The organism is Halobacillus sp. ABR2_026 (genome assembly GCF_056158545.1).
Genome location: NZ_JBSWTM010000001.1, coordinates 2,463,983 through 2,477,278 on the forward strand (window position 1 = coordinate 2,463,983; position 13,296 = coordinate 2,477,278).

At 43.0% G+C, this 13,296-nt stretch carries 13 protein-coding genes; 2 read left to right on the forward strand and 11 right to left on the reverse strand.

Translation table 11 applies throughout. The features are described 5' to 3' along the window. Positions 1-22: 22 nt before the first annotated feature. From spoIIIAB to ACXADE_RS12865, 6 genes are all read right to left on the reverse strand, one after another. The gene (gene spoIIIAB, locus ACXADE_RS12840) at positions 23-532 is read right to left on the reverse strand and encodes a stage III sporulation protein SpoIIIAB (protein WP_474980857.1); all 510 of its coding nucleotides are present in this window, start codon (positions 530-532) and stop codon (positions 23-25) included. Further along, the gene (gene spoIIIAA, locus ACXADE_RS12845; protein ID WP_474980858.1) at positions 477-1,454 is read right to left on the reverse strand and encodes a stage III sporulation protein AA; all 978 of its coding nucleotides are present in this window, start codon (positions 1,452-1,454) and stop codon (positions 477-479) included. Before spoIIIAA ends, spoIIIAB begins: the two co-directional genes overlap by 56 nt. A 446-nt stretch (positions 1,455-1,900) precedes the next feature. Continuing rightward, a complete protein-coding gene (gene efp, locus ACXADE_RS12850; RefSeq protein ID WP_474980859.1) occupies positions 1,901-2,458 on the reverse strand; it encodes an elongation factor P in 558 nt (185 codons plus the stop codon). A gap of 18 nt (positions 2,459-2,476) precedes the next feature. Continuing rightward, on the reverse strand, positions 2,477-3,538 hold the full coding sequence (locus ACXADE_RS12855) for a M24 family metallopeptidase (protein WP_474980860.1): 1,062 nt from the start codon (positions 3,536-3,538) through the stop codon (positions 2,477-2,479). A gap of 15 nt (positions 3,539-3,553) precedes the next feature. After that, complete coding sequence (gene aroQ / locus ACXADE_RS12860) at positions 3,554-3,997, reverse strand: type II 3-dehydroquinate dehydratase (RefSeq protein WP_474980861.1); 444 nt, start codon at positions 3,995-3,997, stop codon at positions 3,554-3,556. Between the two features lie 45 nt (positions 3,998-4,042). Further along, positions 4,043-4,558 (reverse strand): YqhR family membrane protein, encoded by a 516-nt coding sequence (locus ACXADE_RS12865; protein WP_474980862.1) that lies wholly within the window; start codon positions 4,556-4,558, stop codon positions 4,043-4,045. Positions 4,559-4,901: 343 nt separating this feature from the next. Here ACXADE_RS12865 and ACXADE_RS12870 point away from each other — a divergent pair, with 343 nt between their 5' ends. After that, positions 4,902-5,309, forward strand: coding sequence for an SA1362 family protein (locus tag ACXADE_RS12870; protein WP_474980863.1), 408 nt, complete (start codon positions 4,902-4,904; stop codon positions 5,307-5,309). Between the two features lie 65 nt (positions 5,310-5,374). Here the strand turns inward: ACXADE_RS12870 and ACXADE_RS12875 are convergent, their stop codons facing one another. The 3 genes from ACXADE_RS12875 to ACXADE_RS12885 form a co-directional block, all read right to left on the reverse strand. Next, positions 5,375-6,262, reverse strand: a complete 888-nt coding sequence (locus ACXADE_RS12875) for a patatin-like phospholipase family protein (RefSeq protein ID WP_474980864.1) — start codon at positions 6,260-6,262, stop codon at positions 5,375-5,377. 124 nt (positions 6,263-6,386) lie between these two features. Further along, positions 6,387-6,818 (reverse strand): transcriptional regulator MntR, encoded by a 432-nt coding sequence (gene mntR, locus ACXADE_RS12880; RefSeq protein ID WP_474980865.1) that lies wholly within the window; start codon positions 6,816-6,818, stop codon positions 6,387-6,389. Positions 6,819-7,014: 196 nt separating this feature from the next. Continuing rightward, entirely contained in the window at positions 7,015-9,588 is a 2,574-nt protein-coding gene (locus tag ACXADE_RS12885; RefSeq protein ID WP_474980866.1) for a vitamin B12-dependent ribonucleotide reductase, read from the reverse strand. A gap of 370 nt (positions 9,589-9,958) precedes the next feature. On the opposite strand from ACXADE_RS12885, the gene ACXADE_RS12890 reads away from it, so the two are divergent. Further along, entirely contained in the window at positions 9,959-10,339 is a 381-nt protein-coding gene (locus ACXADE_RS12890; protein ID WP_474980867.1) for a rhodanese-like domain-containing protein, read from the forward strand. 142 nt (positions 10,340-10,481) lie between these two features. On the opposite strand, the gene gcvPB is transcribed toward ACXADE_RS12890, so the two are convergent. Then, a complete protein-coding gene (gcvPB, locus tag ACXADE_RS12895) occupies positions 10,482-11,945 on the reverse strand; it encodes an aminomethyl-transferring glycine dehydrogenase subunit GcvPB (RefSeq protein ID WP_474980868.1) in 1,464 nt (487 codons plus the stop codon). Beyond that, complete coding sequence (gene gcvPA / locus ACXADE_RS12900; protein ID WP_474980869.1) at positions 11,938-13,287, reverse strand: aminomethyl-transferring glycine dehydrogenase subunit GcvPA; 1,350 nt, start codon at positions 13,285-13,287, stop codon at positions 11,938-11,940. Before gcvPA ends, gcvPB begins: the two co-directional genes overlap by 8 nt. Positions 13,288-13,296: the final 9 nt, after the last annotated feature.

Below are 13,296 nucleotides of genomic sequence, written 5' to 3' on the forward strand. Positions count from 1 at the left end.
TGACTTTTAAACGTTAATGGACCTATATAATTAAGATGATGACGAGCAGACCTCCTAATATCCCCATTCCTTTCGCCATCTTCTGGTACTGATCTCCGACTTCCAAGGCATCGTTCAATTCACGGTCGAGGTGGTGGATGGTTAACTGTATCTGTTTTTGCTGCTGTTCCAAATTATGCTGTCCAAGAGTCCTCCCGAATTGAAGCAGGATTTCCCATTCGTTTTTTGACAAGGCATTCTGTCCCCAGTGTTTTTTCAACTGTTTTGACCATAAAGTGTAGAAATCATCCCACACGCCTTCTTCATTCACGATCCCTTCAAAAAATTGGACAATAGGCTTGGGCAAGTGATTTGATAAATTCTCACACACCTCAAATAAAGAAGATTGACCATAGACCATTTCCGCCTCAATCATCTGAAGAGCGTTCTTCCACTGTCTGATGTGCCCGGGACGTTTTCTAAATCGGGAAGCTAAGTCAAACCCTGCCCAAGTAGTGACGGTCATTACGATGACGGCCCCGATCCACTGCATTCGATTTTCTCCCCCTTCCTTGGTGCAGTACTTGTCCATCCTCATCCAATACACAGAAAGCGCTCTCTACCTGAGGAGACAACTTGTCCAGAACGACATATCTTTGAAAAACCTTCTCATCAATCAATGGCTTAGCCGATGGTCGTTTTCTCACATTGGATAAGCTTTGGCCATGTATACTGCATAAAACTTGTACACCTGTATAGGTCGCTTCCATTAAAGCTTCCGCATCCTTCTGCCCGCCGATTTCATCGACGATCAGTACATCCGGTGACATGGAACGAATCATCATCATCATACCGTCTGCTTTAGGACAGGCATCCATTACATCTGTACGGAAACCAACATCCAACTGAGGGACCCCTCTCATACTCGCTGCAATTTCAGAACGCTCGTCCACAATGGCCACTTTCGCTGCATGATAATCCATCCGGCTTGTACCTATGAAACGCCCCAATTCGCGGAGCAGTGTTGTCTTCCCAGAATGTGGAGGACCAATGAACATCGTACTCTTCCAAAGCCCATCCTGATAAAGATAGGGAACGAGTGGTTCAATATTACCTGTCGTAGACCGGGCCACCCTGATATTCATAAAAGAAATGTACTTTAAGGTTTCCACTCGGTCTTCAAGCACATTTGTTTTTCCAGCCAGCCCCACTCTGTGACCCCCTTCGATTGTAATGAACCCTTCTTTCAACTCTTCTTTAAAGCGGTAGAGAGAGAACTGGCTGATTTGATTGAGCACAAATGATAGATTCTCAATCGACATAACAGCCTGTTGAATGGAGTGATGCTCCATATTCATGAGCACCTCTATCGGTCGTCCAACTCTAAGACGGATTTCCTGAACGCTCTTCCAATCCACCTCACTATTTAAGAGGCGTTGGATAGAGGGGGGGAATAAACGTAAAATCTCCTGCATCCTCTCCTGCTCCTTTATTAGGTTTACTTCATATGTATGTTCTTCCCAGAAGCTTATGACAGTGAAATGGTATAAAACTAGAAGAATTTAAGAGAGGTAGTAGAGAAATGATAGAGCTTTTCATAGACCCTTTCAGCCATTGCCTTTTCATCATATTGATCCAGATGTATTTCCATTACTAAAAAGAGAGATTCCACCTTTTTTCACTTGAACAGTAGAAGCTTGCTGCTGTCAATGATAATAGAGGGTGCAGTTCTCCTTCATCAATATTGCTAAAAAAAGAAGAAACTTCCAATGTTATAGAAGTTCCTCCTTTTGTAATGGACTTATTCAATAAACACGCCCACTCTTGGTACGCTCCGTTTCAAGGCCTCCATATCAAAAATATCTTAACCAGAGTAAAAAAAAGAACCTGTCCCATTCGGACAAGTTCTTTTGTGCGTATATTACGCACGAGAAACATATTTTCCTTCAGTGGTACTGATGACCAATACTTCCCCTTCATTGATGAAGAAAGGTACCTGGACAATAAGACCTGTTTCAAGGGTAGCTGGTTTTGTACCTCCACTCGCCGTATCTCCCTTGATACCCGGCTCTGTTTCAGTAACTTCCAGCTCAACGTTTTTCGGAAGTTCCACACCGATGGTTTCGGATTCATAGGATTGAATCTGCACTTCCATGTTTTCTTTCAGATAGTTCAACTGTTCCTGAATAGTAGCCGTCGGAATTTCTACCTGTTCGTATGTTTCCATATCCATGAAAGCGTGCATATCACCATTAGCGTAAAGGTACTGCATTTTACGATTTTCGATATGAGCCCGTTCCACTTTTTCCCCACCGCGGAAGGTTTTCTCCTGAATATTCCCATTACGCAGGTTGCGAAGCTTCGAACGGACAAAAGCTGCACCTTTTCCTGGCTTTACGTGTTGGAAATCCATTACCTGCCATATGTCTCCATCCACTTCGATTGTTAATCCTGTACGAAAATCGTTTACTGAAATCATTTGACTTCCTCCTTTTAATTACAACGTGATCAATTCTTTGGTCGACTTGCTCAGTCGCTCATTCCCTGTTTTGGTAACGATTGTGTCATCTTCTATACGGCAGCCACCTACATTTGGAACGTAGATCCCTGGTTCAACGGTAACAACCATACCTTCTTCAAGAGGGACATCGGAACGGAAGGAAAGTCCGGGGCCTTCATGGACATCCAGCCCAATTCCATGACCAGTGGAATGACCGAAATATTCGCCGTACCCTTTTTCTTTTATATAATCACGTGTCAGTGCATCCGCTTCTTTGCCTGTAATACCTTCTTTTATTCCTTCCATACCTTTAATTTGAGCTTGTAAAACGGTATCATAGATTTCCTTTAGTTGATCATTGATTTCACCTACAGCTACAGTTCTTGTGATATCAGAACAATAGCCTTTGTAAAGGGCACCAAAATCGAGGGTCACTAGCTCTCCGGATTGGATTTTCTTATCCGAGGCCACTCCGTGGGGTAGAGCTGAACGGGATCCAGATGCAACAATAATATCAAAACTTGAAGAGGTTGCCCCTTGTTTACGCATAAAGAATTCAAGTTCGTTCGATACATCAATTTCCTTCACACCAGGCTTTATGTAACCAAGAATATGTTCGAAAGCATCATCAGCAATCTTAACGGCATCCTTTAATATACTAATCTCCTCATCCGTCTTAATCAAGCGTAATTTTTCAACAATGCCGGATGTAGGCACTAATTCAGCATCCAGAACCTCGTCATACTTTTCAAACAGTGTATACGTGACATGGTCTTTTTCAAACCCGATACGTTTCAAGCCAAGTTCTTTCGCTTGAGCGGCCACTGTTTGAGGCATAGGATCTTTATGTTCGATCACCTTAAAATCATTCGCTTGTTCAGCAGCTTGTTCCGTGTATCGGAAATCTGTGATAAGTAAAGCCTCTTCCCTTGTAACTAAAAGAGCACCGGAAGAACCTACAAAACCTGAAATATACCTTCTGTTCTTTGGACTCATGATCAATAGTCCGTCCAATTCTTTTGAAGCAATCGCTTTTCTTAAATTTGAAAGTTTACTCATGAATCATTTCTCCCTTCACTTTTCTATCTTTTGGATGAGACCTGTCACAGCCAACCGATAACCATCAATTCCAAAACCAACAATCTGACCGGAACAAACCGGTGCCAGCATTGAAGTATGGCGGAAGGCTTCCCGTTCGTGAACATTGGAAATATGAACCTCTACCACTGGCTTTGAAATCGCACTGACGGCATCACGTAAAGCGATACTCGTATGTGTATAAGCGGCCGGGTTTATGATGACCCCATCTGCTTCTTCCTCTGCGCGTTGAATCCAGTCTACGAGATTCCCTTCATGATTGGATTGAAAAGCAGCTATTTCGTACCCTTGCTCAGCAGCCGCTTGTTCAACCAATGTCTGAACATCTTCTAGAGACTTTGTACCGTACGTACCCGGCTCTCTTTTCCCTAACATATTCAAATTAGGTCCATTGATTAAGAACAGTCTCTTTCTCCCCATTCACAAACCCCACCATTTCCAAAATTGTCATACACTTTAAGTTTATCATACTCTTCCTTGATTTGAATAAGAATTCATGGTCTCGTTGAATTCCCTGTACTCATAAGATATAGAGAACCCGATAAATACACCATATAAAATGAACAGACACCCGGTCGTTACCCATGTGTCACTGTTCAATTCCATCAAAGACGGTATAGCAGGAAATATAGGCGTCAAGACTAAATAAACAATTGCCCATAACACCAACCCGAAGATTGCACCAGGCCACATCCCGTTCCTTTTCTTCAGGATTAAGTAGTAGATAAGCGCAGTTCCCAACGATAATAAGCCGAGAATTAATACAGCTAACACTTCAGCAAGCCATGTCCCTGTCCATTCCGTCTGCCAGAACGATCTAAATATGAAAGATGCAGGAGATACCTCTGTGAAATTAAAATAATAGGCGACCGCTCCTAACCCTCCCCATAATACGCCTGCTGTAAAACCTGTTATCAATGATTTCCCAATGACACTCTGCTGTGGCTCTTGTTGTCTTTGATCCTGTTGTTTTTCAGCCATCTTCATCACCTCTACCTTCATTTTAACCAACCCCATTTTTTTCATGCTCTTTTAGAAAGATGGGCTAGTGATTCATGTAAAAATGAGGTAAAATGAAAGTCCAACCCATTTAAAATATTCTTGTTTAAAAAAGGCTCGAGAAGGTAAGAGTTTATGAAAACATCATTATCATGCTCAAAAAATACCACGGCCCTGCATATTTTAATCTATAAAGGAAACAATCTTAAATAACACATAAGCGCTAACGACCTACCACATCCGATGATGAAAAGTGTTGAAATCAGGGTATAGTTCAATAACCAGATATTCTTAGTCGACCACTACGAGAAGGGAGGAAAATATCATGCGTAATTGGATGACTCCTGTCATTTACACATTGATTGGGCTGGCCATCTTCTTTGTTGGTATTCAGCTATTCACAAATACGACCGGTTTTCTCACTTCGATCGTAACGATGATCGGAATTGCAGCACTCATCTACGGGGCCATTTACTTCTTCTTCCTCCGCAACAGAGGGTTTGGAGGATCGGGGGGCCGCAGTCGAAATGAAATGAAAAAATATAAGCAAGCCGTTAAACAATCGAAGCAGAAATATAAACAACCTACACCAGCCATTAAGAAAAGTCCTGTAGCCAAAGCGCAAACAAAAGCTTCAGCATTAGGCAAAAAAAATAAAAAACGGTCGAATGGACCACAACTTCGCGTTATTGAGGGAAGTAAAAACAAAGGAAAAAATCGAGCCACTTTTTGATGGCTCGATTTTTATTTTTGCGTTCTGTTAGAGGTTGCCCTTCCAGTTTCCCTTCAGAATGGATTCTACCTGCTCCATCTTCGCAGAAATTTATTGGCATGTTCACGCCCTAATTCCATTAAGGCTTCTTTTTCTTCTTCCGTCATATCAAAGTCTGTCGTTTCCACCCCACTGACAGGAATGAATATAATGTCCTTGCTCAGCGTTTTTGAAATGTATCTCGCATCATGGGCTTGCTGCATCGTTTTAAAAAGGGCATGGAACATTTGGATGGCATTTCTGATTCTTTGTTCCGGGAGTTTATCCGGTTCATCACTCAACTTCATTCCAATCACCGGCCTTGTTCGACAACCGTCCTGCTTTTCCCAAATCCAAAGAGGAAAATTACTCAAAACTCCACCATCCACTACAATCGACTTCCCCCGTTTTCCATGAATTTTTACAGGGATAAAAAAATAAGGAAGTCCCGAGCTCATCCTTACAGCTTTAGCCACCGAAAATGTAGCAGGATCAATACCGTACACGCTTTTCAAATCATCAGGAATGACAATGATTCTCCCCAGTGTCAAATCAGAACAGATCACTTTTAAAGCTCCCGGCGGAATGTCTGCAAAAGTCCGGACTCCCTTTTCTTTCAACCATTCCTCCAGCACATTTTCCAACTGATTCCCTTTATAAAGCCCCATCCTGTAATACAGTAACAGCCATTTCATAAATGGAAACACCCGATCTGTCAAAGGGACATCGACCAAACCGAGAAACGATAGATTTCTAAGCTTTTCTTTAAGTTCTTTAGCAGTAAATCCAGCTGCTGTTAGGCTCGCTAAGATCGCACCAGCAGATGTACCGGCTACGCGTTTGAAAGCATATCCCTTTTCCTCCAATTCTTCGAGCGCACCAAGGAAGGCAAGAGCTTTCACACCACCTCCGGAAAAAACACCGTCCACTCTCATCCTGCTTCACCCCGCTTTAATTCATTATAAACGGGGGAATGACAAATTAGAACGCAAGCAGCCAAATCCACTTTCTCTCCTTATCCCAACAAAAAAACGCATGGAATTCCATGCGCGGGGAGTCTTACTCTTCATTTTGCTCTTCATTCTTTTTCTGAACTTCCCTCAAAGCTTTGACACGATCCGGATTCTCATCAAAGAATTGCACAAGGTCACCGATTCGATCGATGGAATTCCAGCTCATATGATGTTCAATACCCTCGACATCATCATATATGTTCTCTTGATCGACACCGATGATCTCCAGAAACTGCTCTAACAGTTCATGACGATAAACAAGACGTTTTCCTACTTTCTTGCCTTTTGCTGTCAATATCAATCCTCGATACTTTTCATAGTTCAAGTATTGATCCCGATCAAGTTTTTGAACCATTTTCGTTACCGATGACGGATGCACCTGAAGATTTTCTGCAATATCAGAAACACGTGCATATCCTTTATCTTCGATTAATATATAGATCTGTTCAATATAGTCTTCCATGCTAGGTGTCGGCATGTTGAACCCCCAATACCCTGTCTTATGTATACGCCACAGCCTTTATGACGAGTGTTTTACAGCCTATGTTACTACAATGAAATGATACACTAGAATCCTATCAGTGACAAGCGAGCTCTGTTTACATGGTGCCCATCAATAAAGTATGCTCGATCGATCAAAAAACAAACCGGCCGCTGGACGGCCGGTTGCTTTCTTACAAACCACACTTCAATTGTGCATTACAATTCGTACAAGTATTACATCCACCAATGTCTTCGACTGTACCCTGTCGGCAGACCGGACACGTATCTCCAACTTCAGAACCGATGGTCACTTTCGTCTTATCCAACTCCTGAATCGTATCCATTAGGACGACACGAGGTTTTTGCTCTTCGGCTTCGAACAACTCTGTTTGTTCTCCATCAAAATCATTCTCTTCAGCTTTTAATGACAACACTTGACTATCTCTGCTTCCATCTACATAGACGGTACCGCCTTTAGCTCCACCGCGATACAGACGTTGATAGACTCTTTCCACTTCTTCAACCGTATATCCTTTCGGGGCGTTGACGGTTTTAGAGATACTGCTGTCTACCCAGCGTTGAATAATGCATTGTGTATCGGCATGGGCTTCAGGACTCATCGTCATTGCAGTTATGAACCACTCCGGCAGTTCATTGGGGTCCTGATCTGGATGGGCATCCAAGTATTCCTGAAGGATATCGGCTTTCACCTCAATAAATTTACCTAAACGACCGCTACGATAGTAAGAGAAAGAAAAGTATGGCTCAAGTCCTGTACTGACTCCTACCATCGTACCTGTACTTCCTGTCGGTGCAACGGTAAGAAGGTGAGAGTTCCTTATCCCATACTCCAGCACGCCCTGACGAACATCTTCCGGCATTTCTTTCATGTATCCGGTTTGAATGAACCGTTTACGCAGTTCCATCGTTTCCGCATCCGTTTCGCCGATCAAGAAAGGGAAGCTTCCTTTTTCTTTGGCCAATTCAATGGATTCACGATAAGCGGTTGTAGCAATCGTCTCAAAAACTTCATCGACCATACGGTTTCCTTCTTCAGAACCGTAAGTCGTTTCACAATAGATCAACAAGTCATGTAATCCCATGACTCCAAGTCCAACCCTGCGCTCTCCCAGAGCCTGAACTTTGTTTTCTTCCAGGAAGTACGGAGTCGCATCAATTACATTGTCCTGCATCCGCACACCCCGACGTACCGTTTTCTTAAGCTGATCGAAATCAACCTGCTTCCTTTCACGATCTGCTACATTTGCCAAGTTGACAGCAGCAAGATTACAAACAGAGTATGGCGCAAGCGGTTGCTCCCCACAAGGGTTGGTTGCCACTACTTTTTGACCATAGGCTGTAGCATTTGTCTTCTCATTGGCATTATCAATAAAGAAGATCCCCGGCTCTGCTGAATAGGTCGCGCAAATATTGATCAAATTCCAAAGCTCGTTCGCTTTAACCTTCCGATAAGTCCGGACACCAAAGCCACGGTCCTGCCATTCACGTACATCGCCGCTCTGATGCCATTGTTCATTGTATATTTCCATTTCCTCCGCCGTATAACTTTCTACATCCGGAAAACGCAGCTCATATTCTGTATCATTCTCCACAGCTTCCATGAAATCTTTGGTAATACAGACAGATATATTGGCCCCCGTAAGGAACTCTGAATTATGAACCGTATAATTCCCACCCAGATGAAGCTTCTCTTCCGCTTCCTGAATGCTTCGGTCCGTAAATCCCCCCTGACCTTGAATATGTTTGTAATTAACCACACTCTGATATAAATCCTTTTCCGTTTCAGTAAGTGGTGTGAATTTCAACTTATCCTTAGCCAGTTGTTTGATCGTCTCATCCTCCGTATTTTCGATGAGAAAACGTAGAATTCTAGGGTTTTGCATTTTAGAAATAATGAACTCAAGAATGTCAGGGTGCCAATCCGCCAACATGATCATTTGCGCTCCGCGTCTTGAGCCCCCCTGCTCTACTAGATGAGTGAGTTTGGCGATATCATCAAGCCAGGAAACCGAACCTGAAGATTTCCCATTTACACCTCTAGCCAGTGTATTCCGAGGACGCAGGGTAGATCCGTTCGTTCCTACGCCGCCACCTCTGGACATGATTTCCATCACTTGTTTCCGATGATCCGAGATTCCTTCCCTGGAATCCTGAATATACGGCATCACATAACAATTAAAATAAGTAACGTCCGTTTGAGAACCGGCGCCATATAATACTCGGCCTGCGGGGATAAAGTTCAAATCCGATAGTTCTTCATAAAAATCGGTAAAGCTCTGCTCCTTCTTTTTTGGATCTGTCTCGACTTCTGAAAGACCCGTAGCATTTCGTAGAGCAATCTGTTCGTAAAAAACTTCAAGAGGTTTATCAATCGTGTCCAGATTACGTTTAATCAGACCTGTTTCACGTTCTTCCTCATGCTCCAGCACATGAACGAACTCTTCTTCGACCTTTACAATAGCTTCGTGAGTCTGCCAGTCCACCGAATGAATGAAACCGAAACCCCTGGCAGGAAATTTAGGATCATCCTTGACTGTGAGGACCACAAAATCTCCTTCTGCAAGCGTTATTTTCTCTGTATCTTTAAACGCATACCTGTCCAACATGACAAGTCTTGAAACACCTTTGTGTGTGATCGACATCGATTCCGTAACTTCATGAACCTGAGGGAACTGTCTAATGTCTGCATTTAGGCGTTCCACATCGATTTTCATGTGTACGTCTGTGGAGGTGGTGGTCTGCATTTTGCATCTCTCCCTTTAAGCTGAATACTAAGCATTTTGTTTTGATATAAGTAACATACCACATTTACGAAAAGATAATCAATATATTGTGTTGTGATAATTTTCAGTCACCATATATTGTGCTATTGAACGAATATGTAGAAACTTGTCAATCCAAAAATCCTAAGAGAATAAACGTATGACCTAGAGAATAAAAGAAAAACGCATACATGATTGTTTCTTTGATATATTTCATCATTTGCATCTTTCTTACATCGCAAAACTTCGACAAATTCGACTTTTGCTTCATCATTCAAAAAAATTTTTTTGAAATACTCCGCATTCCCTCCTATAATAGATAGAGGAATAGAGAATTGAGGGGGATGGAAAGATGGATTTATGGATCTTGATCGGAGCGATTGTATTGTTGATCGCTTTCGGGTTGTATAGATTCTTTAAAGCAAGAAAAGTCATGACCACATTATCTGAAGACAAATTCCGTGAAGGGTACAGAAAAGCACAGCTGATCGACGTACGTGAACCAAAGGAATTTGACGGCGGCCATATCCTTGGTGCCCGGAACATTCCGTTGTCCCAGATGAAAAACCGCCTGGTTGAAATCCGTAAAGACAAGCCGGTTTATTTATATTGTCAAAGCGGCGCCCGTTCCGCTCGTGCAGCTATGATGCTTCATAAGCAAGGATATAAAGATTTGAATATGCTTGAAGGCGGATTTAAAAAATGGACAGGTAAAATTAAATCTAAAAAGTAAGCATCCTCCCGGTTCTCTGAGAACCGGGTTTTTTTGTGCAATAAGATCTGTCCAGCGGTTACGATAAAAAACGTTCTACGCTTCTGTAAGGAGAAGAAAAAGGAAACCCGGAATCCATAGGTAGATGGGTTCCGGGTTTAGGTTACTGTTCTTTCTGGTATCTTAGTACAGGTTTCCGCGCCGCAAGGGTCTCATCCATACGACTTACAATCGTCGTATGAGGAGCATTTTGAACTTTCTCAGGATCACTCTCAGCTTCATGAGCGATTTGGATCATACGATCAATGAAACCGTCCAACGTTTCTTTTGATTCTGTTTCTGTCGGCTCAATCATCATTGCTTCCTCCACATTAATCGGGAAGTAAATGGTTGGTGGGTGATAACCGAAGTCTAGTAGACGTTTCGCCATATCCAATGTCCGTACACCAAGTTTTTTCTGACGTTTCCCTGACAAAATAAATTCATGTTTACAGTGTCTGTCAAAGGGAAGGTCGAACGCTTCTTGAAGTCGGCGCATCATATAATTTGCATTAATGACCGCATATTCACTTACTTTCTTCAAGCCTTCAGCGCCCATTGTACGAATATAGGTGTACGCCCGGACATTAATTCCGAAGTTTCCGTAGTAAGGTTTCACTCTACCGATGGATTTCGGTCGGTCATTGTCAAACACATACTGACCCTCTTTCCTGGTCAAAATCGGGGCCGGCAGATAAGCTGCGAATTCCTCAGTTACTCCGACAGGCCCAGATCCAGGTCCTCCCCCTCCATGGGGTCCGGTGAACGTTTTATGAAGGTTAAGGTGGACGACGTCAAACCCCATGTCTCCAGGACGAGCATACCCCAATATGGCATTTAGGTTCGCACCATCATAATAGAGCTTACCACCAGCCTCGTGGACGATCGCCGCCATCTCTTCAATATCTTCTTCAAAAAGACCTAGGGTATTCGGATTTGTAAGCATAAGGGCAGCTGTCTGCTCATCCACTACCCGTTTCAGATCCTCAAGATCGACAAGCCCGCGTTCATCAGACTTAACGGTCACAGCATCAAATCCTGCCACTGTCGCTGATGCCGGATTCGTCCCGTGCGCTGAATCCGGAACGATGACTTTCGTTCGGTTGGTTTCTCCTCTGGCTTCATGATAGGCTTTGATCATCATCAAGCCTGTCCATTCCCCGTGGGCACCGGCAGCTGGCTGAAGCGTTACTGTATCCATTCCCGTTATGGCAGCCAACGTTTCCTGAAGGTCATACATCAACTGAAGAGCGCCCTGGACATTTTCCTCTGGCTGGTATGGGTGAATGTGACTGAATCCTGTCAGCCTTGCGACATCTTCATTCATTTTAGGATTGTACTTCATCGTACATGACCCAAGAGGGTAAAAACCAGAATCAACCCCATGGTTACGCTTCGATAAAGCTGTATAGTGACGCATCATTTGCAGCTCACTTACTTCCGGTAAGTCCGGTTCGCTTTTTCTAACATACGCCTGTCCGATCATATCATCAATATTCGTTTCCGGTATGTCGAAGTCAGGTAAGCTGTAGCCAGTACGACTTTCCTGACTTAATTCAAAAATTAAAGGAAAATCCTGGTTAGACATGAAGATCCCCCACTTCCTTCACAAACTTATCTATCTCTTCTTTTGTTCGAATTTCAGTTACAGCAACGAGCATACAGTTGGTCAGTGCTTCATCAACTCCGCCAAGGTCATATCCGCCTATGATTCCCCGCTCGAGCAGACTGCTGTTCAACTGTTTTACATCTGTTTTCAACTTGATGACGATCTCATTGAAAAATGCTCCATCAAATTCAATTTCGAGTCCTTTTTCCTGACATTGTTTTTTCATATAAGCCGTTTTTTGAATGTTCATCCAGGACATTTTCTTGAGTCCTTCTTTTCCTAATGAAGACATTGCTACGGATGAAGCAAGAGCATTCAGTGCCTGATTGGAACATATATTCGAAGTGGCTTTGTCCCTCCTGATATGCTGCTCTCTCGCCTGAAGGGTTAAGACGAATCCCCGCCGCCCTTCTTCATCCACCGTCTGTCCCACAAGTCTGCCGGGAACTTTTCTCATCAATTTTTTAGTTGTTGCAAAATACCCACAATGCGGACCGCCATATTGTGCAGGAATACCAAAAACTTGAGCATCCCCGACCACAATGTCAGATCCAAACTCACCTGGAGGCGTTAAATAACCGAGGGCCAGCGGGTTACTCGAAGTAATCATCATCGTTTTCTTCTGGGAATCGACGATAGATCTAACCTCTTCCAAAGGTTCAATTTGACCGAAGAAATTCGGATATTGCACGACCACACTTGCTGTATCTTCATCCATTTCTTTTCTCAACTGGTCGAGATCCGTCCGCCCATCTTTATGATCAATTTCTACAACTTCCACACCAGGACCTTTGACATACGAATGAATAACAGCTAAGGATTCCGGGTGAATGGCTTTGGAAACAAGTACTTTCTTTTTCTTCGTTTGACCTGCAGATAAGTTAACGGCCTCAGCCAAAGCCGTCCCACCGTCATACATGGAAGAGTTCGCTACATCCATACCCGTCAATTCACAAATCATGGTTTGAAATTCAAAAATAGCCTGGAGCTCCCCTTGTGAGATTTCTGGTTGGTATGGTGTATACGCTGTGTAAAATTCCGACCTGGAAATGACGTGATCTACAATCGAAGGAATGTAATGATCATATACTCCAGCCCCTAAGAAAGAAGTGTGAGATTTAGCGTTCACATTTTTCTCGGATAGTTCAGTCAATTCTTTCATCAATTGATATTCGTTTCTTGGTTCTTGAATATCCAATTTGCCTTGGAAGCGAATAGTTTCAGGTATATCAGAGAAAAGCTCATCCGAATGCTGAACACCGATTCTTTCAAGCATTTCTGTTTTATCTGTTTCAGTCATGGGTAAATAACGAAACTCCATGCTTTCATC

Bases quoted from the DNA above. Each gene is read 5' to 3' on its own strand.
- spoIIIAB (WP_474980857.1), bottom strand. From the start codon at position 532: ATGCAGTGGATCGGGGCCGTCATCGTAATGACCGTCACTACTTGGGCA.
- spoIIIAA (WP_474980858.1), bottom strand. From the start codon at position 1,454: ATGCAGGAGATTTTACGTTTATTCCCCCCCTCTATCCAACGCCTCTTA.
- efp (WP_474980859.1), bottom strand. From the start codon at position 2,458: ATGATTTCAGTAAACGATTTTCGTACAGGATTAACAATCGAAGTGGAT.
- ACXADE_RS12855 (WP_474980860.1), bottom strand. From the start codon at position 3,538: ATGAGTAAACTTTCAAATTTAAGAAAAGCGATTGCTTCAAAAGAATTG.
- aroQ (WP_474980861.1), bottom strand. From the start codon at position 3,997: ATGGGGAGAAAGAGACTGTTCTTAATCAATGGACCTAATTTGAATATG.
- ACXADE_RS12865 (WP_474980862.1), bottom strand. From the start codon at position 4,558: ATGGCTGAAAAACAACAGGATCAAAGACAACAAGAGCCACAGCAGAGT.
- ACXADE_RS12870 (WP_474980863.1), top strand. From the start codon at position 4,902: ATGCGTAATTGGATGACTCCTGTCATTTACACATTGATTGGGCTGGCC.
- ACXADE_RS12875 (WP_474980864.1), bottom strand. From the start codon at position 6,262: ATGAGAGTGGACGGTGTTTTTTCCGGAGGTGGTGTGAAAGCTCTTGCC.
- mntR (WP_474980865.1), bottom strand. From the start codon at position 6,818: ATGCCGACACCTAGCATGGAAGACTATATTGAACAGATCTATATATTA.
- ACXADE_RS12885 (WP_474980866.1), bottom strand. From the start codon at position 9,588: ATGCAGACCACCACCTCCACAGACGTACACATGAAAATCGATGTGGAA.
- ACXADE_RS12890 (WP_474980867.1), top strand. From the start codon at position 9,959: ATGGATTTATGGATCTTGATCGGAGCGATTGTATTGTTGATCGCTTTC.
- gcvPB (WP_474980868.1), bottom strand. From the start codon at position 11,945: ATGTCTAACCAGGATTTTCCTTTAATTTTTGAATTAAGTCAGGAAAGT.
- gcvPA (WP_474980869.1), bottom strand. From the start codon at position 13,287: ATGGAGTTTCGTTATTTACCCATGACTGAAACAGATAAAACAGAAATG.